This window comes from Streptomyces halobius, from assembly GCF_023277745.1.
In the GTDB taxonomy this organism is placed as follows: Bacteria; Actinomycetota; Actinomycetes; order Streptomycetales; family Streptomycetaceae; genus Streptomyces; species Streptomyces halobius.
The window spans coordinates 1,569,224-1,588,011 of record NZ_CP086322.1 but is presented as its reverse complement, the minus strand read 5'-3'; the positions used below and the strand labels follow the sequence as shown (position 1 = coordinate 1,588,011).

Annotated in this window: 12 protein-coding genes and 4 pseudogenes; 8 read left to right on the top strand and 8 right to left on the bottom strand. The window is 71.5% G+C overall.

What is annotated here, in order from left to right; genetic code table 11:
- Positions 1-43 precede the first annotated feature (43 nt).
- From K9S39_RS07600 to K9S39_RS07585, 4 genes and pseudogenes are all read right to left on the bottom strand, one after another.
- The gene (locus K9S39_RS07600; RefSeq protein ID WP_248862566.1) at positions 44-1,132 is read right to left on the bottom strand and encodes a TolB-like translocation protein; all 1,089 of its coding nucleotides are present in this window, start codon (positions 1,130-1,132) and stop codon (positions 44-46) included.
- A gap of 111 nt (positions 1,133-1,243) precedes the next feature.
- Positions 1,244-2,573, bottom strand: a pseudogene (locus tag K9S39_RS07595) (MFS transporter).
- A 152-nt stretch (positions 2,574-2,725) separates the two neighbouring features.
- Positions 2,726-3,721: a metallophosphoesterase family protein gene (locus tag K9S39_RS07590; protein ID WP_248862565.1), complete on the bottom strand. Its 996-nt coding sequence runs from the start codon at positions 3,719-3,721 to the stop codon at positions 2,726-2,728.
- Between the two features lie 124 nt (positions 3,722-3,845).
- Entirely contained in the window at positions 3,846-4,181 is a 336-nt protein-coding gene (locus tag K9S39_RS07585) for a DUF427 domain-containing protein (protein ID WP_248862564.1), read from the bottom strand.
- A 212-nt stretch (positions 4,182-4,393) separates the two neighbouring features.
- On the opposite strand from K9S39_RS07585, the pseudogene K9S39_RS07580 reads away from it, so the two are divergent.
- From K9S39_RS07580 to K9S39_RS07565, 4 genes and pseudogenes are all read left to right on the top strand, one after another.
- Positions 4,394-6,456: pseudogene (locus K9S39_RS07580) on the top strand (SpoIIE family protein phosphatase).
- Positions 6,432-7,934 (top strand): glutamine synthetase family protein, encoded by a 1,503-nt coding sequence (locus K9S39_RS07575; RefSeq protein WP_319949538.1) that lies wholly within the window; start codon positions 6,432-6,434, stop codon positions 7,932-7,934. Before K9S39_RS07580 ends, K9S39_RS07575 begins: the two are co-directional and overlap by 25 nt.
- Positions 7,934-9,070: an amidohydrolase family protein gene (locus K9S39_RS07570; RefSeq protein WP_248862563.1), complete on the top strand. Its 1,137-nt coding sequence runs from the start codon at positions 7,934-7,936 to the stop codon at positions 9,068-9,070. Before K9S39_RS07575 ends, K9S39_RS07570 begins: the two co-directional genes overlap by 1 nt.
- 171 nt (positions 9,071-9,241) lie before the next feature.
- Entirely contained in the window at positions 9,242-10,531 is a 1,290-nt protein-coding gene (locus K9S39_RS07565; protein ID WP_248862562.1) for an MFS transporter, read from the top strand.
- Positions 10,532-10,944: 413 nt separating this feature from the next.
- On the opposite strand, the gene K9S39_RS07560 is transcribed toward K9S39_RS07565, so the two are convergent.
- Positions 10,945-11,097, bottom strand: a complete 153-nt coding sequence (locus K9S39_RS07560) for a hypothetical protein (RefSeq protein ID WP_248862560.1) — start codon at positions 11,095-11,097, stop codon at positions 10,945-10,947.
- Positions 11,098-11,768: 671 nt separating this feature from the next.
- Between K9S39_RS07560 and K9S39_RS07555 the strand changes: the two are divergent.
- Positions 11,769-12,244: pseudogene (locus K9S39_RS07555) on the top strand (isochorismatase family protein); the annotation flags it as partial.
- Between the two features lie 204 nt (positions 12,245-12,448).
- Positions 12,449-12,838, top strand: coding sequence for a VOC family protein (locus K9S39_RS07550; protein ID WP_248862559.1), 390 nt, complete (start codon positions 12,449-12,451; stop codon positions 12,836-12,838).
- A 284-nt stretch (positions 12,839-13,122) separates the two neighbouring features.
- On the opposite strand, the pseudogene K9S39_RS07545 reads toward K9S39_RS07550, so the two are convergent.
- Positions 13,123-13,879 (bottom strand): annotated as a pseudogene (locus K9S39_RS07545) (lipase family protein).
- Positions 13,880-14,510: 631 nt separating this feature from the next.
- Between K9S39_RS07545 and K9S39_RS07540 the strand changes: the two are divergent.
- Positions 14,511-15,254: a hypothetical protein gene (locus K9S39_RS07540; protein WP_248862557.1), complete on the top strand. Its 744-nt coding sequence runs from the start codon at positions 14,511-14,513 to the stop codon at positions 15,252-15,254.
- A 248-nt stretch (positions 15,255-15,502) separates the two neighbouring features.
- Positions 15,503-15,766, top strand: coding sequence for a hypothetical protein (locus K9S39_RS07535; protein WP_248862555.1), 264 nt, complete (start codon positions 15,503-15,505; stop codon positions 15,764-15,766).
- 54 nt (positions 15,767-15,820) lie between these two features.
- Here K9S39_RS07535 and K9S39_RS07530 read toward each other — a convergent pair whose 3' ends face one another.
- Both K9S39_RS07530 and K9S39_RS07525 read right to left on the bottom strand, forming a co-directional pair.
- The gene (locus tag K9S39_RS07530; protein WP_248862554.1) at positions 15,821-17,410 is read right to left on the bottom strand and encodes a M81 family metallopeptidase; all 1,590 of its coding nucleotides are present in this window, start codon (positions 17,408-17,410) and stop codon (positions 15,821-15,823) included.
- Positions 17,407-18,591, bottom strand: a complete 1,185-nt coding sequence (locus K9S39_RS07525; protein ID WP_248862553.1) for an ROK family transcriptional regulator — start codon at positions 18,589-18,591, stop codon at positions 17,407-17,409. Before K9S39_RS07525 ends, K9S39_RS07530 begins: the two co-directional genes overlap by 4 nt.
- Between the last annotated feature and the right edge of the window lie 197 nt (positions 18,592-18,788).

Sequence of the window (18,788 nt, the reverse complement as noted above, 5' to 3'; positions counted from 1 at the left end):
CACGAACATCCCAAAACACCAACCACCGGGATCGGACGCCCTCTCAAGGGACGCGCGCAGGTGAGGAAGCATCAGGCACGCGCAGGGACGGGGACCCGCTGCCGTCCGCCGGGACGGTCCAGATGTCGCTGGCCCGGCCGTCGTGCCCCGGCAGGGCGTAGGCGAGTGTGTGGTCGTCCAGCCAGGCGGCTTGGTCGTCCACGCTGCGCGTTTCGGCGAGTGGGTGCTCGCGCAGTGTGCGCAGATCCAGGACATGGAGCCGCCAGGGGGCGGCGCCGTCGCGGCCCCGCTTTTTGAAGGCGAGGCGGGTGTTGTCGGGGGAGAGGGAGGGGCATTCGACGTTCTCGCGCAGAGCGCGTGCGGCCCATTTCCGCATATCGCCCTGGACGAGGTAGCTCTTCCCCTTTGTCGAGACGGTGGCGTAGAAGCGGTTGTCGTCATGGGCGAAGGTGACGCCCCAGTAGTTGACGTCGGGGGAGTGATAGCGGCGTCCGTGGAGGGTGAGCGGGATTTCCTCCATGTTCTTGACGAGGTAGCCGGTGCGGGTGTCCAGGATCGAGGTGCGGGTGGAGAACGACGTGGTGGCGTACGAGTCCCCGGTGGCGAACATCGTCCATGACAGCATCCGGCCGGAGGCCGAGACCCGGGCCCGGTTGGGGATGCCGGTGAGCGCGATACGCCGCTTCTCGCGCAGTCGGCGGTCCAGGACGACGGCGTAGGACTTGGGCGGGATACCGGGACGGCGTTGCAGGCACAGGCCGGTGCCTGCCGCCGCGTAGAAGCGCTCACAGGAGGGGCCGCCGGTGGTGCGGTGGTCCGGCCCCGGAGGGCGGGCCGAGGTGCGGGCGGCGGTTCCGGGCCGGGAGTCCGGGGCGGGCAGTCGGGCGACCCGGCCGGCCCCGGCACCCGTGCTGCGGAAGTACAGGCGGCCGTGGTCGATCCCGAAAGCCGAGCGGGCGTCGGCCGGTTCGGCGCGCCGGGCGGCGCCCACGGTGTAGACGACGGCGACGGTGGCGAGCACCGCACCGGCGACCGCCACCGCGACGACCCGGGCGCGCAGGGAGAGGGGAGTGAGGGAAGCGAAGGAGGCGAGGGAGGCGGGGGAGGACCGCCGGGACGTGGGCGGGGGCACGGGTGAGACTCCCTTCGACGCCTTCTCCGACGCTTCCTGAGTCGCGTCCTTCGGTGAATCCGCTGGATTGGCCGGATCAGTTGGATCGCGGATTGGTTGGATTGGCCGGATTCATGTGGGGGGTGGCTTCCCTTCCGGGCCGGCCGGGCCGATGGAGCCGACCGGGCTGACCGGGCCGGCCGGCCCGACTGGCCCGGTCAGCCCGGCCGATCGGGGGAGGAGGAAGACCGCCGCCCCCAGTGCCATCGCCAGTGCGGCAACGGCGGCGATCAGCGCGGGACGGGTGCCCCACAGCGTCCACGCGGCCCCGAAACCGGCGGCTGCCAGGAGCCGGCACAGCGCCTGCCCCGTCTGGAGCAGTGCCATCCCGCTTGCCCGCCGGGCGGCAGGCAGTACCGGCCCGGCGAGTGCCATCAGTACGCCGTCGGTGGCCCCGTAGAACACGCCGAGCAGCAGCAGTACGCCCACCAGGAGAACCGGGCCGGCATCCGTCGTCAGCAGCAGTACATAGCCGGTGAGCAGCGTGGCATGCCCGCACAGGAACGGCACCCGACGGCCGATGCGGTCGCCGAGCCGGCCGGCGGGCACCGCCAGCAGCAGATAGACCGCGGCGGAGCCCAGCGGCAGCAGCAGGAACCAGCTCACCGCGAAGTCCAGCCGGCGCTGCAGCAGCAGGTAGAGGAATGAGTCGCCGATGGTTGCCGCGCCCAGCAGTGCCGCGGCAATGAAGATGCGCCGGTAGGCGGGATCGCGTAACGGGGTCAGGAGTCGCGCGCGCGGGCGGGGTACCGTGGCCGGTGCCTGGTGGTGTGTGGGCAACGCGGCTCGCCCCGGTACGAAGGCGATCATCATCAGCACGCCGAGCAGGCCGAAGCAGAAGCTGACGACGAACACCGCGTCGTAAGCGTCGGCGGTGGCCCACAGCAGCGCGAACGCGACGAGCGGCCCGAGGAGGGCGCCGGTGGTGTCCATCGCCCGGTGCACGCCGAACGCCCGGCCGAGCGCGTCCGGCGGAGCGCTGAGCGAGATCAGCGCATCGCGCGGGGCGGTGCGTACGCCCTTGCCGATGCGGTCCGCGGCGAGTGAGGCGCCGATGCCGACGGTGCCGCCGCCCGCGCACAGCAGCCCGAGGCGGGACAGCGCGGACAGCGCGTAGCCGGTTCCGGCGACGAGTTTGTGCCGCCCGCCCCGGTCGGCCGCGTGTCCGCCCAGCAGTCGCACGATCGCTGTAACGCCGTTATAGAGGCCGTCGAGGAAGCCGAACTGCAGTGGTGACAGCCCCAGCTGGAGGACGAATATAGAGCGGCAGCACCGCGGTGACCATCTCCGAGGAGATATCGGTGACAAGGCTGACCGCGCCGAGGGCGAGAACCGGCCCGCCGACGCGGCCGCGCGTCACCTTCGCCGCCGCTGCGGCCGCGTCCGTGGTCGCGAGATACATCAATCAGAACCGTCGTCAGAGGGCAGATCTGGCATCAGCTCCGGCATAGGGTCCGACATCAGGTCCGTCATGAAGTGCGTCATGAAGTCCGGTATCAGGTCCGTCATCAGGTCTGTGGATCGGTCGTGGTCCCCGCCCGGCCCCCGCCGAGCTCAGTGGCACTCGTAGGACGGGCTGCTGTCCTTCGTGCTGCCGTCCGTACCGACCAGGTCCCAGGAGAAGCCGTTGTCGGTGAAGTTCAGTTTCACCACGCCGAAGGTGTCGGTCAGCCGCTTCTCGCTGTTCGGCTGGACCTCCTCGATCTGGTACGGGTCGGCGCCGCCCATCCCGGCGAGGAGTTCGACCAGCCCGGCCTTGTCGGCCTTGCCGTCCGGGGCCTGTGGGGCGAAGCGCTCGTAGTGGTGGTCGTGGCCGTTGAGGACCAGTTCGGCCTCGGCGTCGTGGAGCAGCTTCCAGACCGGCCGGCTGACCGGGTCGTTGCCGTGCTCGCCGGAGGAGAAGAGCGGGTGGTGCCAGTAAGCGGCCACGCACTTCTTGGAGTTGGCGGCGAGGTCGGACCTCAGCCAGTCGAGCTGTGCGGAGTCCAGGCTGTTGGAGTCCAGCGCGATGAAGTGCCAGTTGTCATGGTCGAAGCTGTAGTAGCTCTTGCCCTCGGGGTAGGCGACGTCACCGAAGTAGGCCTTGTAGCCGGCCAGTTCACCGTCCGGGTCATAGGTCTCGTGGTTGCCGGCGGAGGGATGCGTCTTGTCCTTGAACGTGCCCCAGGTCTTGTCGTAATAGCGCTCGAAGTCCTTGAGCCGCGCGTCGTCGTACTGGTTGTCGCCCATGGTGAGCACGAACGCCGGGTTGATCTTCTTCACCAGCGCCGCGGTCTTGGGGTGCTCGCAGGCGCTGTTGCTCGCGGTGCATTTCTCGGCGATGTCGCCTGCGGCGACGGCCGTGAACCCGGCGGTGTGCGCGCCCGGCGCGCGGTCGGGGGCGGCGTCCGCGCGGTCGGCGGTCGACCACAGCGCGACGCCGCCGACGAGCGCGAGCGCCGCGCCCGCGGCGGCGGGTATCCCGAACCGGGGGGTGCCCAGCAGGGACTTCCTGGACCTCCGAGGACGCTCGGGCTTCGCGGGCTGCTGAGCGCTGGGGGTGGACGTCATATCCGTCTCCTGTGTCGGCGTGGGGGAGCCGTCCCGAGGAATCCTGGCGCTCGAACATGTACGCGTCAAGGAGGCGGAGGATTTACTGTTAGGAAACTTTCCAATCGGTGTCCCGCGGCCGACGCTACTCGGCCAACTCGGCCTCGTAGAAGCAGAGATGGTCCTTGATCCGGGCCACCTCGGGGTGCGGCTCAGGGTAGGCCCAGGCGATGTCCTCCGGGCCGTCGGAAAGTGACCAGTAGGAGGCGGTGCCCTTGAACGGGCAGAGGGTGTGGGTGTCGGAGGGGGTGAGGAGGTCGGTGCGTACGTCCTCGGGCGGGAGGTAGTAGCGCACCGGATAGCCGGTCTCGGAGAGGAGCAGGGGGCGGCGGCTGTCGGCGAGCAGCCGGCCGTCGACGACGACGCGGACGTGCTCCGTGCCTTCTTCGATCTCGATGCGGTGGCCGTGGGGGGCGGTCATGGTCACTTCCCGGAAGTGGGTGATGGACGGGCTGTCCGCTCCAGGGTCGCACCGGGAGCGGCCAGGAGGGCCTTGTTGTAGGGGCGTGGCGGGCGGAAACGCGAAGGCCGCCCCAGCCCGCTGCCTGCCGGGCATGGTGCGTGATGCCACCGGCGTCGTCGGTGACCCGCGCAGACACGCCGCAGTCCGGGTGAATATGGCAAAGTGACGACATGGCTGACCGGGCAGCGCAGCAGCCCACCATGTCGGTGCCGGACGACTGGCCCGCCCACCCGGACCTCACCCTTGCCCTCAACGGCATGGGTGGCTTCGACTGGGGCCTCGACAGCGGGCTGATGCATATGGACCCACCCGCCCTGGAGGTGTTCGACCTGCTGCCGGGCGAGTACGACGACCGCCCGGAGACCCTCGGCTGCCGCGTACCGTCCACCGAGGCCGCCCGTCTGGACGCCCTGGTCGCCCGAATCCCTCAAGGACGGCAGCCACTCCTACGGCATCTGCTTCCGCGTACGTCTCCGCAACGGCGAGCTGCGCTGGACCCATGCCCGGGGCAGCATCCGCCGCGACGGGACCGGCCGGCCCCGCCGCATCATCGGCGTGGTCCGCGACGCCAGCGGCGAGTACACCCAGGCGGCCGAGCGGCTCGCGGTCGACGAGGAGCGCAGCCGGCACACCAGCCTCGTCGAGCGCACCACCGCCGCCCTCGCGCACGCCAGAACCGTGGGCGAGGTGATCAGCGTCCTCACCGACGAGCAGGGCCTGAGCCGGCTGGGCGCGGAGAACGTCATCGTCGGCCTCGTCGAGGCCGGCCGGATCCGGCCGGCCTCCGAGGGCAAGGCGGGCAGCTTTGTACCCGACCTGGAATTCACCCGGGTCGGCGACGAATTCCCCATGAGCGAGGTCGTCCGCACCCTCGCCCCGCGCTACGTCCGCACCCGTCACGAATTCCGACTCGGCCGGCCACGGCTGTGGCCGGCCATCGAACCGCTGAACATCAACTCCGCCGCGTACCTGCCGCTGATCGCCCAGGGCCGCCCGATCGGCGTGATCGGGCTGTTCTTCGAGCGGGAGAGCGACTTCCGCGCCCAGGAGCGCAACGTCCTGGTCGCGCTCGGCAGCATCGCGCAGAGCCTGGCCCGCGCCATGCTCCACGACCAGGAGCACGAGATAGCCGCCGGCCTCCAGCAGGCCATGCTGCCCCGCCGGATCCCCGGCGTCCCGGACGCCCGGATCGCGGTCCGCTACCGCTCCGGACGGATGGGCCGGGACATCGGCGGCGACTGGTACGACGTGATCCCGCTGCCCGACGGCCGGGTCGCCGCCGTCATCGGCGACGTCCAGGGCCATGACACCCAGGCCGCTGCCCTCATGGGCCAGCTGCGGATCGTGCTGCGCGCCTACGCCGCCGAAGGGCACGCCCCCGCCACCGTCATGGGCCGGGCCTCCGCCTTCCTCAACGAGCTGGAGACCGACCGCTTCGCCACCTGCATCTATGTCGACGCGGACCTGACCACCGGCGTGGCCCGGTTCGTCCGCGCCGGCCATATCGACCCCCTGCTCCGGCACGCGGAAGGGATCTGCCGCCGGCTGCCGGTGGCGGGCGGGCTGCCGCTCGGCATCTCCTCCGAGTTCCGGCGGCTCGACTACCCCGTCACCACCGTCCACCTCGCCCCCGGCGACACCCTGCTGCTGTGCACCGACGGCCTCGTCGAGGAACCCGGCCTCGACCTCGACGACGCCCTGCGGAACCTGGCCCGGGAAATCCGCGAAGGCCCCTATGACGTCCAGCAACTTGCCGACTGCCTCTGCGAAGCGGCCGACGGGCGGACCGGCGAGGACGATATGGCGCTCCTCCTGCTGCGCCGCCTCGGCGTCCCCGAGCGCGACACCGTCGGACGGTTCCGGCAGCACATCGCCCCCGCCGACCCCGAAGCCCTGTCCGCCGCCCGGCACATGATCCGGGCCGCGGTACGCGCCTGGGGCGCCCGCGAGCGTTCCGAGGAGATCGAACTGGTCACCGACGAGCTGATCACCAACGCCCTGCTGCACACCGATGGCGAGGCGGTGGTCGACATCCGGATGCCGCACAGCGCCGAACGCCGCCTGCGGCTGGAGGTCGAGGACCGCAACAGCAGCCTGCCCAGACGCCGCGAACCGGGCGAGGCCCGGGGGCTCCGGCCGCGGACTGCTGCTCGTGGACCGGCTGGCGGATGTGTGGGGTGTGGAACCTCGCGGCGGCGGAAAGTGCGTATGGTGCGAGTTCAACTGCCCCTGACCGGAGAGGCCCTGGCCCACCGGAGACAGCGGGGATCGGGCGCCGAGAGATCGGCACGGCCAAGTGAGGACGGCACTATGGGATCGCGGGCTGCGGAACAGTGCGGAGACGCCCGCCAGTTGGCGGCGCGACTGGACGCGGAGGGCGTCCGGAATGTGGCCCTGACGTGGGTGGACAACGCGGGCATCGCACGCGTCAAGGCCATTCCGGCTCCGCGCCTGCCGCACGCCGTGGAACGGGGCGTGGGGATGTCGCCCTGCTTCGACGTCTACACCTCCGATGACGCGATGACCGAATCCGAAGATCTCGGCGGGCCCGACGGCGACCTCCGTCTCTTCCCCGACCTGGACCGGATCACCCCCCTCGCCGCGCAACCCGGCTGGGCCTGGGCCCCGGTGGACCGCTACGACCAGGAGGGCCGGCCGCACCCCGCCTGCCAGCGGCTGTTCGCCCGCCGGATGGCCGAGCGGGCCGCCGCGGCCGGGCTCGACCTGAGCATGGGCTTCGAAACCGAGTGGGTGGTCACCCGCGCCCCGGCCACCTTGACCCCCGCCGCCGAGGGCGCCTTCGAGCCCCTCGACCACCCCTGCGCGGGCCCCGCGTACGGCATGACCCGCATCGTCGAACTCTCCGACTACCTCCGCGACATCACCGAAGCGCTGGCGCTCCAGGGCATCGACGTCCTGCAGGTCCACCCCGAGTACGCGCCCGGCCAGTTCGAGGTCACCACCGCACCGGGCGACCCGGTACGCGCCGCGGACGACGCGGCGCTGGTCCGCGAGACCATCCGCGCCGTCTCCGCCCGGCACGGCCTGCGCGCCTCCTTCGCCCCCTCCGTCGTCGCCGGACAGGTCGGCAACGGCTGCCACCTCCACCTCGGCCTGTACCGCGACGGACAGAGCCTGCACCGCGTCCCGGACACCGAATGGGGCCTGGCGCCCGACGCGGTGGCCTTTCTCGGCGGCATCCTGGGCGCGCTGCCCGCCCTCCTCGCCATCGGCTGCCCCTCGCCCGCCAGCTATCTGCGGCTCCAGCCCTCCCACTGGGCCGGCGTCTACCAGTGCTGGGGCCTGGAGAACCGCGAAGCGGCCCTACGACTGATCACCGGTGCCCCCGACGACCCGGACGGCGGCCAGGCCGAGGTCAAGACCTTCGACGCGGCCGCCAATCCCTACCTCGCCGTCGGCGCGGTCATCGCCGCCGGACTGCACGGCGTCGAGACCCGGGCCCAGCTGCCCGCCCCGGAGCGCGGCGACCCCGGCCTCCTCGGCGTCCGCGAACGTGCCCGGCGCGGCATCGTCCGGCTGCCCGCCACCCTCACCGAGGCCACCGACCGGCTGGAGAAGTCGGCCCCGCTGCACGAAGCACTGGGCAAGGTGCTGCACGGCGCGATCATCGCGGTCCGGCGCGCCGAGGAGGCCCGCTTCGCCGAGAGCGACGCCGACGAGATCGCCGCCGCCACCCGCTGGCGCTGGTGATGACCGCGAACGCCCCCGGGCCCGGCCCCGACGACGGCCTCCCGCCCCTGGTGGACCACCACTGCCACGGCGTGCTCCGCCGTGAGCCGGACCCCGGGACGTTCGCCGCGTACCTCACCGAATCCGACCGCCCGCCCGCGGCCGGCACCACCTTCTTCGACACCCAGGCCGGTTTCGCGGTACGCCGCTGGTGCCCGCCGCCGCTCGGCCTGCCCGCCCACTGCCCGCCGGACGAGTACCTGCGACGCCGCCGCGAACTCGGCCCGGACGAGACCCGACGCCGCCTGCTGGGCGCCACCGGCATCGGCACCTACCTCCTCGACACCGGTCTCCCCGGCGACCTCACCGGGCCCGCCGAGACCGCCGAAGCGGGCGGCGCCACCGGATACGAGATCGTCCGCCTGGAGACACTGGCCGAACGCGTCGCGGCCGGCTCCCGCGACGCCGAGGAATTCACCGACACCCTCGACCACGCCGTACGGGACGCGGCACACACCGCCATCGCCTTCAAATCCGTCGCCGCCTACCGCCACGGACTCGCCCTCGACCCCCGGCCGCCCGCCTCCGACGCCGTCCACACCGCCGCCCGCGACTGGCTGGCCGCCGGCCCGCCCCGCCTCACCGACCCCGTCCTGCTGCGCCACCTGATCTGGCTGGCCGTCGCCACCGGCCGCCCCCTCCAGTTGCACACCGGTTTCGGCGACCCCGACCTGCGCCTCGACCACGCCGACCCGGCACTGCTCACCGGCCTCGTCCGGGCCACCGCCGACACCGGCACCGACCTCGTGCTGCTGCACTGCTACCCGTACCACCGCCAGGCCGCCTACCTCGCAGCCGTCCACCCCCACGTCTACGCCGACTTCGGCCTGGCGCTCACCCACACCGGCCCGCGCGCCGCAGCCGTACTCGCCGAATTCCTGGAACTCACCCCCTTCGGCAAGCTCCTCTTCTCCACCGACGCCTACGGCCTCCCGGAGCTGTACACCGTCGGCAGCGCCCTCTTCCGCACCGCGCTGACCGCCGTGCTCGGCGAATGGACCGCCGACGGGGACTGGTCGGCAGAGGACGCCCAGCGGGTCGGCGCCATGATCGCGGCGGACAACGCACGCCGGGTGTACGGGCTCCCGGGCTGCTGACGGCCCGGTACGGGCCGGGCACGGGCTGCGTACGGGGGCGGGTCAGGGTAAGGGGCAACCCAGGTCACAGGGGCCGGGTAGGGGACGAAGCCCGGTAAGGGGCACACCACCCGAGCACCTCTTCCGCCCTCCCGTCCACCACACCACCCACGGCGTGCTTTACTGCGCCGCGTGGCCCCTGCAACGACCTCCGGCACACCAGCCCCCGGAAAAGGCGAAATACCCCCGCGCTCCCGGATATTCGCCGATCTGACCCCGCTGCGCAGCTCCCCGGACTACCGCCGCCTGTGGTGCGGCAACACCATCTCCTGGATGGGCCAGCAGATGACCGCCCTCGCGGTCTCGCTCCAGGTCTACGCGATCACCGGCTCCACCTTCTCCGTCGGCGTGGTGGGCCTGTGCTCCCTCGTCCCGCTGGTCGTCTTCGGGCTGTACGGCGGCGCCATCGCCGACACCGTCGACCGCCGCAAACTGGGCCTGTTCAGCGCCATGGGCGCGACCGTGATGTCCCTCGTGCTGGCCACCGCAGCGCTGGCCGGCCACCACCGCGTCTGGCTGCTCTACAGCGTCGTCGCCCTGCAGGCCGTCTGCTTCGCGATGAACTCCCCGGCCCGCACGTCGATGATCCCCCGGCTGCTGCCGGCCGAGCAGCTGCCCGCCGCCAACGCCCTCAACTCCCTCACCAGCAACCTCGGTCTGATGGGCGGCCCCATGCTGGGCGGCGTCATCGTCGGCCTCTGGGGCTACCAGGCCGCGTATCTCATCGACGTGGCGGCCTTCAGCGCCTCCCTCTACGCCATGTGGCGACTGCCCGCCATGCGCCCCGAACAGGACGACGGACCACGGCGCCGGGCCTCCGTCCTCGACGGCCTGCGCTTCCTCGCCACCCGCCCCAACCTCCGTATGACGTTCTTCTCCGACCTGGCGGCGATGGTGCTCGCCCACCCCCGCGCGCTGTTCCCCGCGATCGCCGTGCTCTGGTTCGCCGGGGACGCCAAGACCGTCGGGCTGCTGGTCGCCGCGCCCGCCGTGGGCGCGGTCCTGGGCGGGCTGTTCTCCGGCTGGCTCGGCGGGATCCGCCGACACGGCCTGGCCATCCTGCTCGCGGTGGCCTCCTGGGGCGCGGCCGTCGCCTGCTTCGGGCTCTCCCGGCACCTGTGGCTGGGCCTGTTCTTCCTCGCCGTCGCCGGCTGTGCCGACACCGTCTCGATGGTCTTCCGCAGCACCATGCTCCAGGCCGCGGCGCCCGACAAGATGCGTGGCCGTCTCCAGGGTGTCTTCATCGTGGTGGTCGCGGGCGGCCCACGCCTCGGCGACTTCCTCGCCGGATCCGCGGCCGACCTGACGTCCCCGGCCACCGCGGTGGTGGGCGGCGGCGTGGCCTGCATCCTGGTGGTGACGGGCCTCGGGGCCGGGCGGCGGGCGTTCGCCCGGTATGACGCGCGGGATCCGCGGCCTTAGCCTCGATCCACTGGTTCGTTGTCTGTGGATAACGTCTGGGAAAACAGAGAAGTGCCTTGTGACCTGCGATGATGGGAGTTCTTCAGGCTTCCAGCACGCACGATCGGCAAGGCACTTCCGAGATGCAAGTTTCCCATACGCCCGCGGCGGTCCACGCTGTGTTCGATGAGCCGAATCTGGTCGCGGACGCTGGGCTGGTCCCGGTGATCCGCCTCGCTGAGAAAGCCGGCCTGCCGGATCTGGTGGAACAGGCAGTCCGGATCAAGGGGGCGGACAACGGTGGCGGGGCGAATCCGGTGGCGAAGGTGATGTCGCTGGTGGCGGCGATGTGCGCTGGGGCGGACAGCATCGATGACGCCGCCTTGCTGCGGCACGGGGCGATGCCGGTCTTGTTCTCCGGTATCCGTGCGCCGTCAACGCTGGGCACGTTCCTGCGCTCGTTCACCCATGGCCACACCCTCCAGCTCCACGCTGCCCACCGGCAGTTCCTCGCCCGCCTGGCCGTGCGCACCCCGCTGCTGCCCGGATCCGCCGACCTGGCCTTTGTGGACGTCGACTCCACCCACAAACGGGTCTACGGCCGCACGAAACAAGGTGCACAGGTCGGCAGATTCAAGGGGATACGCACCCTGCATCCTCTGCTGGCCACCGTCTCCACCCCCACCGCACGTCCGGCATCGCCGCCGTCAGGCTGCGGCAGGGCCGGTCAGCCGATGTGCGCGGGGCACCGAAGCCGATCGCCGAGGCCATCACCACCGCCCGCGAAACCGGCTGCACCGGCACGCTGTTGGTGCGCGGCGACTCCACGTTCTACAACGCCGACGTCATCGTCGCCTGCCGACGCCGTGGAGCCCGCTTCTCCGTCGTCACGGGCATCAATCCCTCCATCCACGCGGCCATCGCCGGTATCGCAGACGACGCCTGGCAGCAGATCAACTACCCCACCGGGGTGGTGGACCCGGACACCGGCGAGATGATCTACGACGCCGATATCGCCGAGATCCCCGCCTACACCGCCTTCACCGGACGGAAGAAGGCCGAGCAGGTCACCGCGCGCCTGATCGTGCGACGGGTCCGCGACCTGGCCAAGCCCGCCGTCGTGGGCGAGCAGGGCGAGCTGTTCCCCGCCTGGTGCTACCACCCCGTCTTCACCGACAACCCCGCCCCGCTCACCGAGGCCGAAGCTCAGCACCGGCAGCACGCGACCGTCGAACAGGCCATCGCCGACGGCAAATCCGGGCCCCTGGCCGGAGCCGTCGATGAGCCGGACACTCCCGGCTGGCATCTCCATCTGCCCATCGAGCCCGGCCCCCGGGAGACCGTGGTCCGCAAGACGGACGACGACGGCTTCGAGGACACCCCGCTGGGCCCCCTGCTCACCGGTGACGGCGTCCAGGCGCTGGCCGTCTGCGGTGTGCTGTCCGAGATGTGTGTCGCCGCGACCGCGCGCACGGCTCTGGCGCCGGGCTTCCGTGTCGTCCTGTCGCACGACGGCCACGCCACGTACGACATTCCGGCAGCCCCGGCATCAGTGAGACGGTCCCGGCCGCCATGTCCTCCCGGGCCGCCGAGTGGGCCCTCGGTGACGAGGTCGAAATCGTGGCGAGGGCGGCCGACGTCACGTTCACCGCCCCGTCCGACCGGCCGGGCTCCGCGCTCACGCCGCAGGCGCAGGCGTACGCGCATACCGTCGAAGGAGCCACGCTGCCCTGAAGCGGCTGCGTGTCCGTGAGGGGACGTACGGAGGTGGGCGAGGGCACGTACCGAGAGGTAGGCCATCTGCCACAAGTGGCCCCTCCGGAAAACACGCCGCCTCCCGACCGATGAGTCAGCCACTTGGGTGAGGTCCTATCTCTGCAAAGAACGACCGGAAACAGCCGGGCCCACCGCAACCGACCTCACCCCAGGAGGACAGAAATGCCGGCCACCACCCCCTCCGCCGATGCCCCCGCCACCGTCCAGCCGATCATCGTCACCCCCGACCTCGATCGTCTGCAGCGCTTCTACGCCGACCTTCTTGGCGCCGAGCAGACCAGCCGCGTCCCCGAAGAGGGCCCGGTGTTCTTCGTGGGGCTTCGGGTCGGCGACGGCGATCTCGGCATCGTGGCGGACGAGAAAGCCGAGACCGGCAGCCCGACGCGCATCCTGCTCAGCATCACCGTCAAGGACGTGGACGCTCTCCTGGAACGGGTGGCGCCCCTGGGCGGCACGGTGCTCGGTCCGCCGAACGACATGCCGTGGGGCCAGCGGGTCGCCCACATCCAGGACCCGGACGGCAACGCGGTCAACCTGACGCGGCCGATCTGAAGCCGACGAGGGTCGGGGCCCGCCATTTCTCCCTTGTGCTCCTCCCCCGGGGGCCCTCCCCCCAACCCACCCACCGCCTCCACCTCCGACTCCGCCAGTTGCCTGCCGCCTGATTGGCACGACGCCAGATCGGCGCGACGCCGGATCGCCCCACCGCCGGATCAGCACGCCGCCACCCATCCCTGGGCAACCCCTGCCGCCCGGGGCACCCCCTTCCACCCGGCCTCGCTCCCCAGTGCCGGCGGACGGCCCCCGGGGCGGGCCGGTTGGCTCCCTACCGCTCGTCAGCCGCTGGCCTTCTCCAACGCCTTGATGTACGCCTTCATGAGGTGGTCGCGGATGCCGTCGGAAGCCGGTGCGAACGCGTCGGCGGTGAGTCCCTTGGCACGGTCGAACAGGCCGCTGACGACCGGCATGGCATCGTGCACGGCGCCCTTGGAGTCGATGTACCGCAGGGCGGCGACGTGGTGGAACGCCGGCTCCGGCGGGAGTTGGGGCACGATGTCGTTGTTGTTCGCGAAGCGGTACAGGCGGTTGGTGAAGGCCGCGTCGAACTCCCGCGCCAGTAGCCGGTCGCAGGTGCGGGGCTGGCCGAAGGTGTAGATGCCGTCGGCCGTCAGGTTCGGCTCTTCGAAATGCAGCCGGGCACCGGCGAGCATCGCCAGCGCCCCGCCGAGGCTGTGGCCCGTGAACCACCGTCTGGTTGTTGTCGCGGAACTCCTGGATAGCGGCAAGGACCTGTGGCCAAATGCTGTCCAGTGCCTCAGCGAAGCCGTAGTGGACGAACCCCTTGCCGCCGGGGCCCGGCCAGGGCGGCGTGGTGGCGTCGGACAGCCAGTCGCGCAGCTGCGCGGGCTCCGTCCCCCGGAAGGCGGTGATGATCATGTCGTTCCCGGCGAGGGTGTACGCCTGGGTGTCCTCCAGCGGGAACGGCGGACGGAACGTGGTGTGGTGGTGGCGCACTCGGTCGAAACCCCACTCGTGGGCCGTGGCTTCGACGGTCTTCTCGTCCTTGTAGGCGAGTTCGGCGGCACGGGCCATGCTCAGTGCGTGGTCGAGGCTGTAGCCGGTGGCGTGGTGGTCGATGACGGTACTGGTCAACGGAAGCTCTCCCGTAGGTGGCAGTGGCGGTGGTGTGGGGGCGGCAGTTCGGGCGGCCGCCACAAGCCCGTTCTTACAGAGCGTTCACTCCGCGCGGGTTCTGGCTACACAGAGTAGTTTCTGTGGGGTGCATTGTGGCCTTGCGTCCGTTCAAACCACTCGTTCGAGTCTCAGGTCGCACACACCGGGCCGGCGGGCGAGTCTGGAAGCGTTCGGCTCCCAGAGGAAGGCCCCACAGTGAACAGCGCGGAACAGGAGAAGCACGCGGGACAGGGAACACGCACGGGACAGGAGAGGCGCCCGGCACAGGAAGGCGCACGGGGCAGGAGAAACACGCGGAACACCCCTCGGCCGAGGTCATGGTGGAGGTCGACAGCTGCGCGACCGAGGACGCGCACACCGTCTTCAGCGCATTGCGCGTGATCTTCGACTCGGACCGGGACGCGGACGATGTGCCGGCGGAAGTGCCGGGGCCTGGGGCGACCGTGTGGACCGCGACCGTGGACGTGACCGACCTCCGGGCGGAGGGGACCCCGGTGGCGGGGCATTGGCAGCGGGCAGCAGGCCGGCGGTGGTCAACCGCGGACAGCTGGCGGCCGAACTGGAAAACGAGCCGTGGATGGTCACCCGCGGCCAGGAACTCGGGATCGTCCCCCAGCGGACCTGCTCGAAGGGGTGGAGCCGCACAGTGGCCGACGAACTCGCCGGCCGTGTCGGGGAACTGCGAGAGGCGATCGCCCACCGGGAAGGGCTCGGTACGCGCCGGATGGCCGAGGAGGTCCTGGCGCCGGCGACCGACCTCGCCATCGTCGCCGGCGATGTACCGGAGCTGGCCGGGCGCGGCTTCCTGCGCGTCGTCGGTGAGTACTCGGGACACGAGCTGTACTCGGTCCGCGACGCGAAGACCCTGTCGGCGGCCGGGAAGGAGGTGCTAGCCGGCATCGTCGCCGAGCGGCTGGAGCGCGAGGCCCGATCGAGTGCGCAGTGGCAGGCGTGGTGCGCGGTGAGCCTGCCGCCGGATGAGGCGGCCGAGCACATCGGCTGGACGCGTGGCGAGCTGGAGAAGGCCGCCGGTGAGGACCGGATCACGGCAGGGCCCGGCGGGCGGTATCCGCTGGAGGGGCTTCAGGTGCTCGCGGCCGACGAGGTGCTGTGCCAGCGGGTGGCCGGCGACCGGCTGGTGAGGTCGGACGAGGCGGCCGGGCTGCTGGAGATCCGCCCCGTCGACTGGAAGCTGGTGGTGTCGGCCGGGTGGATCACACCCGCCACCGTCGGCGAGGCCCGTGTGGGGCGGCGCCGGAGGATTGAGGCTTAGGGGGACATCCCTAGGCCAACCCCCTTAGGCGAGTACCCCTGCGTGAACACCCCTGCGTGAACACCCCTAGCTAGGACCTGCCCGATGGCTCGTGTCCGCCTTGCCCTGTGCGCCACGAGGACCGGCAGGCGGCGAAGAGACCAGGCTGCGCAAGAGTCCAGTGGGGTGATCTTTGGGCTCACGTCATATCGCGGGCACGGTGAGGGGAAGGACAGAGATTGATCACTGTCTGGCTTTGAGGAGGATTCATGCGTATCCGGACCACGCTCTCCGCGGTGACCCTGGCCACCGCCGCCCTGCTCGGCGGCGCGGGCATCGCCGCCGCTGATCACTCCCCGGGCTTCTCCAGCTCCGGTACGGGTTTCGGGTCCGGCTCCGGTACGGGCTTCGGGGAGGACGTCTCCGGCTCCTCTGTGGGCAAGGGATCACAGGGGCCGGGCGGCGAGGCCGGGACGGGGTCTGACAGCTCCTCTTCCCCTAAGGGGCTGCTCGGCACCCTCATGGGCGGGTGATGCGGACTGTCCGGGAGGGGCAACGCGGAAGCGGCCTGCCCCGTCGGACGGGCTCTAGCGGGGCGGCCGTCGGGGGCGGCTGACGGGCTGGAGAAGTACGGGCGTAAGGTCCGGCTCCTCGAAGCCCTCGTCGTCGAACGGGTACAGCGGCCGCAGCACCCTGTGATGGCCCAGCCGCAGCAGGTCCTGGTCCACCCCGCCCGGGGTGAGCGCGAGCAGCCAGTCCGCGGCCATCGCGTACAGCTCCGGCTCCAGATAGCCGATCTTGACGACGACCAGGTCGTACGCGAGCGGATCCAGCACCCCGAAGTCCGCGCGGGTGTGGAACGGCTTGCGGTGCTCCGTGAGCACCACGGTCACACCGCCGTGGGTGACGGCCGCGGTCCGGCCGCTGTCGTAGGCCGGATTGTCGCGTGACGCACCGGAGCCGGCGACGTCCGGGCCTGCCAGGGCGGTGACGGTGCCGGCCAGTTCGTACGGCGCGGCGTGCGGGCCGGTGCCCGCGCTGACGTGGCCGCCCACGGTGAGTGCGACCTCCGCCCCCACCCCCGCGTCGAAGCAGGCGGCAACGGCCTTCGGGTCGGTGATGCCCGGATGCAGCGCGGTGACCCGGCCGTCGGCCAGCGCCTCGTGGGCCAGCAGCCGGCCGAGCATATACGCCAGATCACCGGCGCCACCCGCTGTCGGGTTGTCGCCGGAGTCGCTGATCAGGAAGGGGCGGGCGGGGGAGGCGACGGCGCGGGCGATACAGCTGTCCGCGTCGCCGGTCGGGCCGACGAAGACGAAGTCGCGGCGTGCGTCCCAGTACTCCCGGGCCAGCGACTCGGCCTGGACAAGGGCGGGTTCGGGGCCGTCCCCGGTGACTACGACGGCGGCCCGGCAGCGCTTCTCATCGGCCCAGGCATAGCCCACCCAGATCGCCGCGTCCACGATCCCGTCGAGCGCCTCCACCGACGCCAGCCGTCCGTACAGCGACTTGGCCGGCTCCAGCCGGGTGCTGGTCTTCTCACCGGGGAGGAGGACGGGGATCTGCACCCAGGCGCGGTGCGGGCGGCCCTTCCCGGAGACCAGCCGCTCGACGAGCTTACGGGCGGCCCGTTCCCGGGTCTCCCAGGCGTCCTCGTGCGGGGCCAGACGGTGCGCGGTGAGCAGATCCAGGCGTTCGGCGAAGCGGCGGGACACATTTCCGTGCAGGTCCATGGCGGCCGAGATGAGGGTGTCGGGGCCGGTCGCGGCACGTACGGCGTCGGTCAGATCGGCCTCCGCGTCGTCCATGCCGACCACGCTCATCGCGCCATGGATGTCGTAAACCAGGCCGTCCAGCGGGCCGGACTCGCTTAGCAAGTGGCCGAGTTCGGACTTGATGCGGTCGTATGCGGTCCGCTCGACGGGGCCGCCGGGCAGCGCGACGGCGTGCACCAGCGGCACCCACTCGACCAGCTCCGCCAGATCGCTGTCCGGCCGGGTCCAGGCGTAGCGGGCCAGCAGCGCGTCGCCCCGGGTGACGCGGAAGTCGTCGTACGTCGAGCGGTGCGGGCAGAACTGGCTGGACTCGACGGCCATACCGCCGATACCGATGCGGAGGCGGCGGTTGGGGGCCGCCTCCGGGGTGGCTTCTGGGGTGGCTTCGGGGGTGGTGGTCATGGGGCTCGCTTTCCGGCCGGGAAGCGCAGCCCGTCTCCCGCCGCGAGCTCGCGCAGTGCGGCATGCCCCGCGCCGAGCAGACCCGCGTCCGGGCCGAAGGCCGCGGCGTCGATGGTGAGTTCGCGGGTCGCCATCGGCAGGCAGCGCTCGTAGAGCATCCCGCGCACCGCGGCGACCAGGGGTTCCGCGCCGGAGAGCGCGCCGCCGAGAATCACCGCCTCTGGGTTGAAGAAGTTCACGACGACGGCGAGCACCGCGCCGATGTCCCGGCCGGCCTGCCGTACGAGGGTGGTGGCATACGGTTCGCCGTTCTCGACGAGGCGGAGGATGTCGGTGGCGGAGTCGGCGGCGATGCCCTGGGCGCGTAGCGCGGCGGCGATGGCGGCGCCGCTCGCCACCGTCTCCAGGCAGCCGATGTTGCCGCACGAACAGGGGCGCTCGGCGGCAGCGTCCACCCGGACATGGCTGATGTCGCCCGCCGAGCCACGGGCCCCGCGGTAGAGCCGGCCGTGGCTGATGACGCCGGAGCCGATGCCGCGGCCCGCCTTGACGACGACGAGATGACGCAGCTTCCGGTGGGCGGCGCGATGTTCACCCAGCGCCAGCATATTGGCGTCGTTGTCGAGCAGCACCGGCAGGCCGAGGCGGTCGGTGAGCCGGTCGCGCAGCGCGAAGAGATGCCAGCCGGGCATCCGGGACGGGGCGATGATCCGTCCGCCGTCGGTGTCCACCGGGCCGGGAAAGCCGATGCCGACGCCGCGGACGGTCCGGCCGGCCGCGCGCTGCCGCTCGGCCAGCTCCGCCAGCCGCTCGGCCAGCGCGTCCAGGGCGGGTTCGGGTCCGGCGGTCAGATCGAAGGCGTGCTCGTCGACATCGAAGCAGGTGCTGCCGGTCGGCCCCACGGCGCCGGTACGGATGTGATGGCTGCCCAGGTCGGCGGCGAGCGCGACGGCCCCTTGGGTCGCGATCCGCAGCAGCCGCGGCCGACGGCCGCCGCGCGAGGCGCCCTCCCCGGACTCGGTCAGCAGCCCGGCGTCGACCAGTTCCTGGACGCGGGTGGAGACGGTGGAGGCGGCCAGCCCCAGTTCCCGTACGAGGTCCGCGCGGGAGGTGGCGGAGCCGCTGGCGACGAGTTCGAGGACGTGCGCGGCGGAGCCGGGCAGCTCGTCGGAGGCGGTCATGGGGGCCTTTCGGCTCGGTACGGGCGTGGTGTGGGGTCGGTAACCGGGTTCGGTGCGGGCGTGGTGGAGGCCGTGTCCGGGTTCGTATGGCTTCCGCTGGATACGGGACAGGGGATATGGAACGGGCGTCACTTGCTTTGATCGCCGAACGAAGCATGGGGTCAACTCGCTGACAGTAGAACTCAGTTCATCTCCTT

Bases quoted from the DNA above. Each gene is read 5' to 3' on its own strand.
- K9S39_RS07550 (WP_248862559.1), top strand. From the start codon at position 12,449: ATGCCGGCCACCACCCCCTCCGCCGATGCCCCCGCCACCGTCCAGCCG.
- K9S39_RS07570 (WP_248862563.1), top strand. From the start codon at position 7,934: ATGACCGCGAACGCCCCCGGGCCCGGCCCCGACGACGGCCTCCCGCCC.
- K9S39_RS07575 (WP_319949538.1), top strand. From the start codon at position 6,432: ATGGTGCGAGTTCAACTGCCCCTGACCGGAGAGGCCCTGGCCCACCGG.
- K9S39_RS07525 (WP_248862553.1), bottom strand. From the start codon at position 18,591: ATGACCGCCTCCGACGAGCTGCCCGGCTCCGCCGCGCACGTCCTCGAA.
- K9S39_RS07535 (WP_248862555.1), top strand. From the start codon at position 15,503: ATGCGTATCCGGACCACGCTCTCCGCGGTGACCCTGGCCACCGCCGCC.
- K9S39_RS07585 (WP_248862564.1), bottom strand. From the start codon at position 4,181: ATGACCGCCCCCCACGGCCACCGCATCGAGATCGAAGAAGGCACGGAG.
- K9S39_RS07530 (WP_248862554.1), bottom strand. From the start codon at position 17,410: ATGACCACCACCCCCGAAGCCACCCCAGAAGCCACCCCGGAGGCGGCC.
- K9S39_RS07590 (WP_248862565.1), bottom strand. From the start codon at position 3,721: ATGACGTCCACCCCCAGCGCTCAGCAGCCCGCGAAGCCCGAGCGTCCT.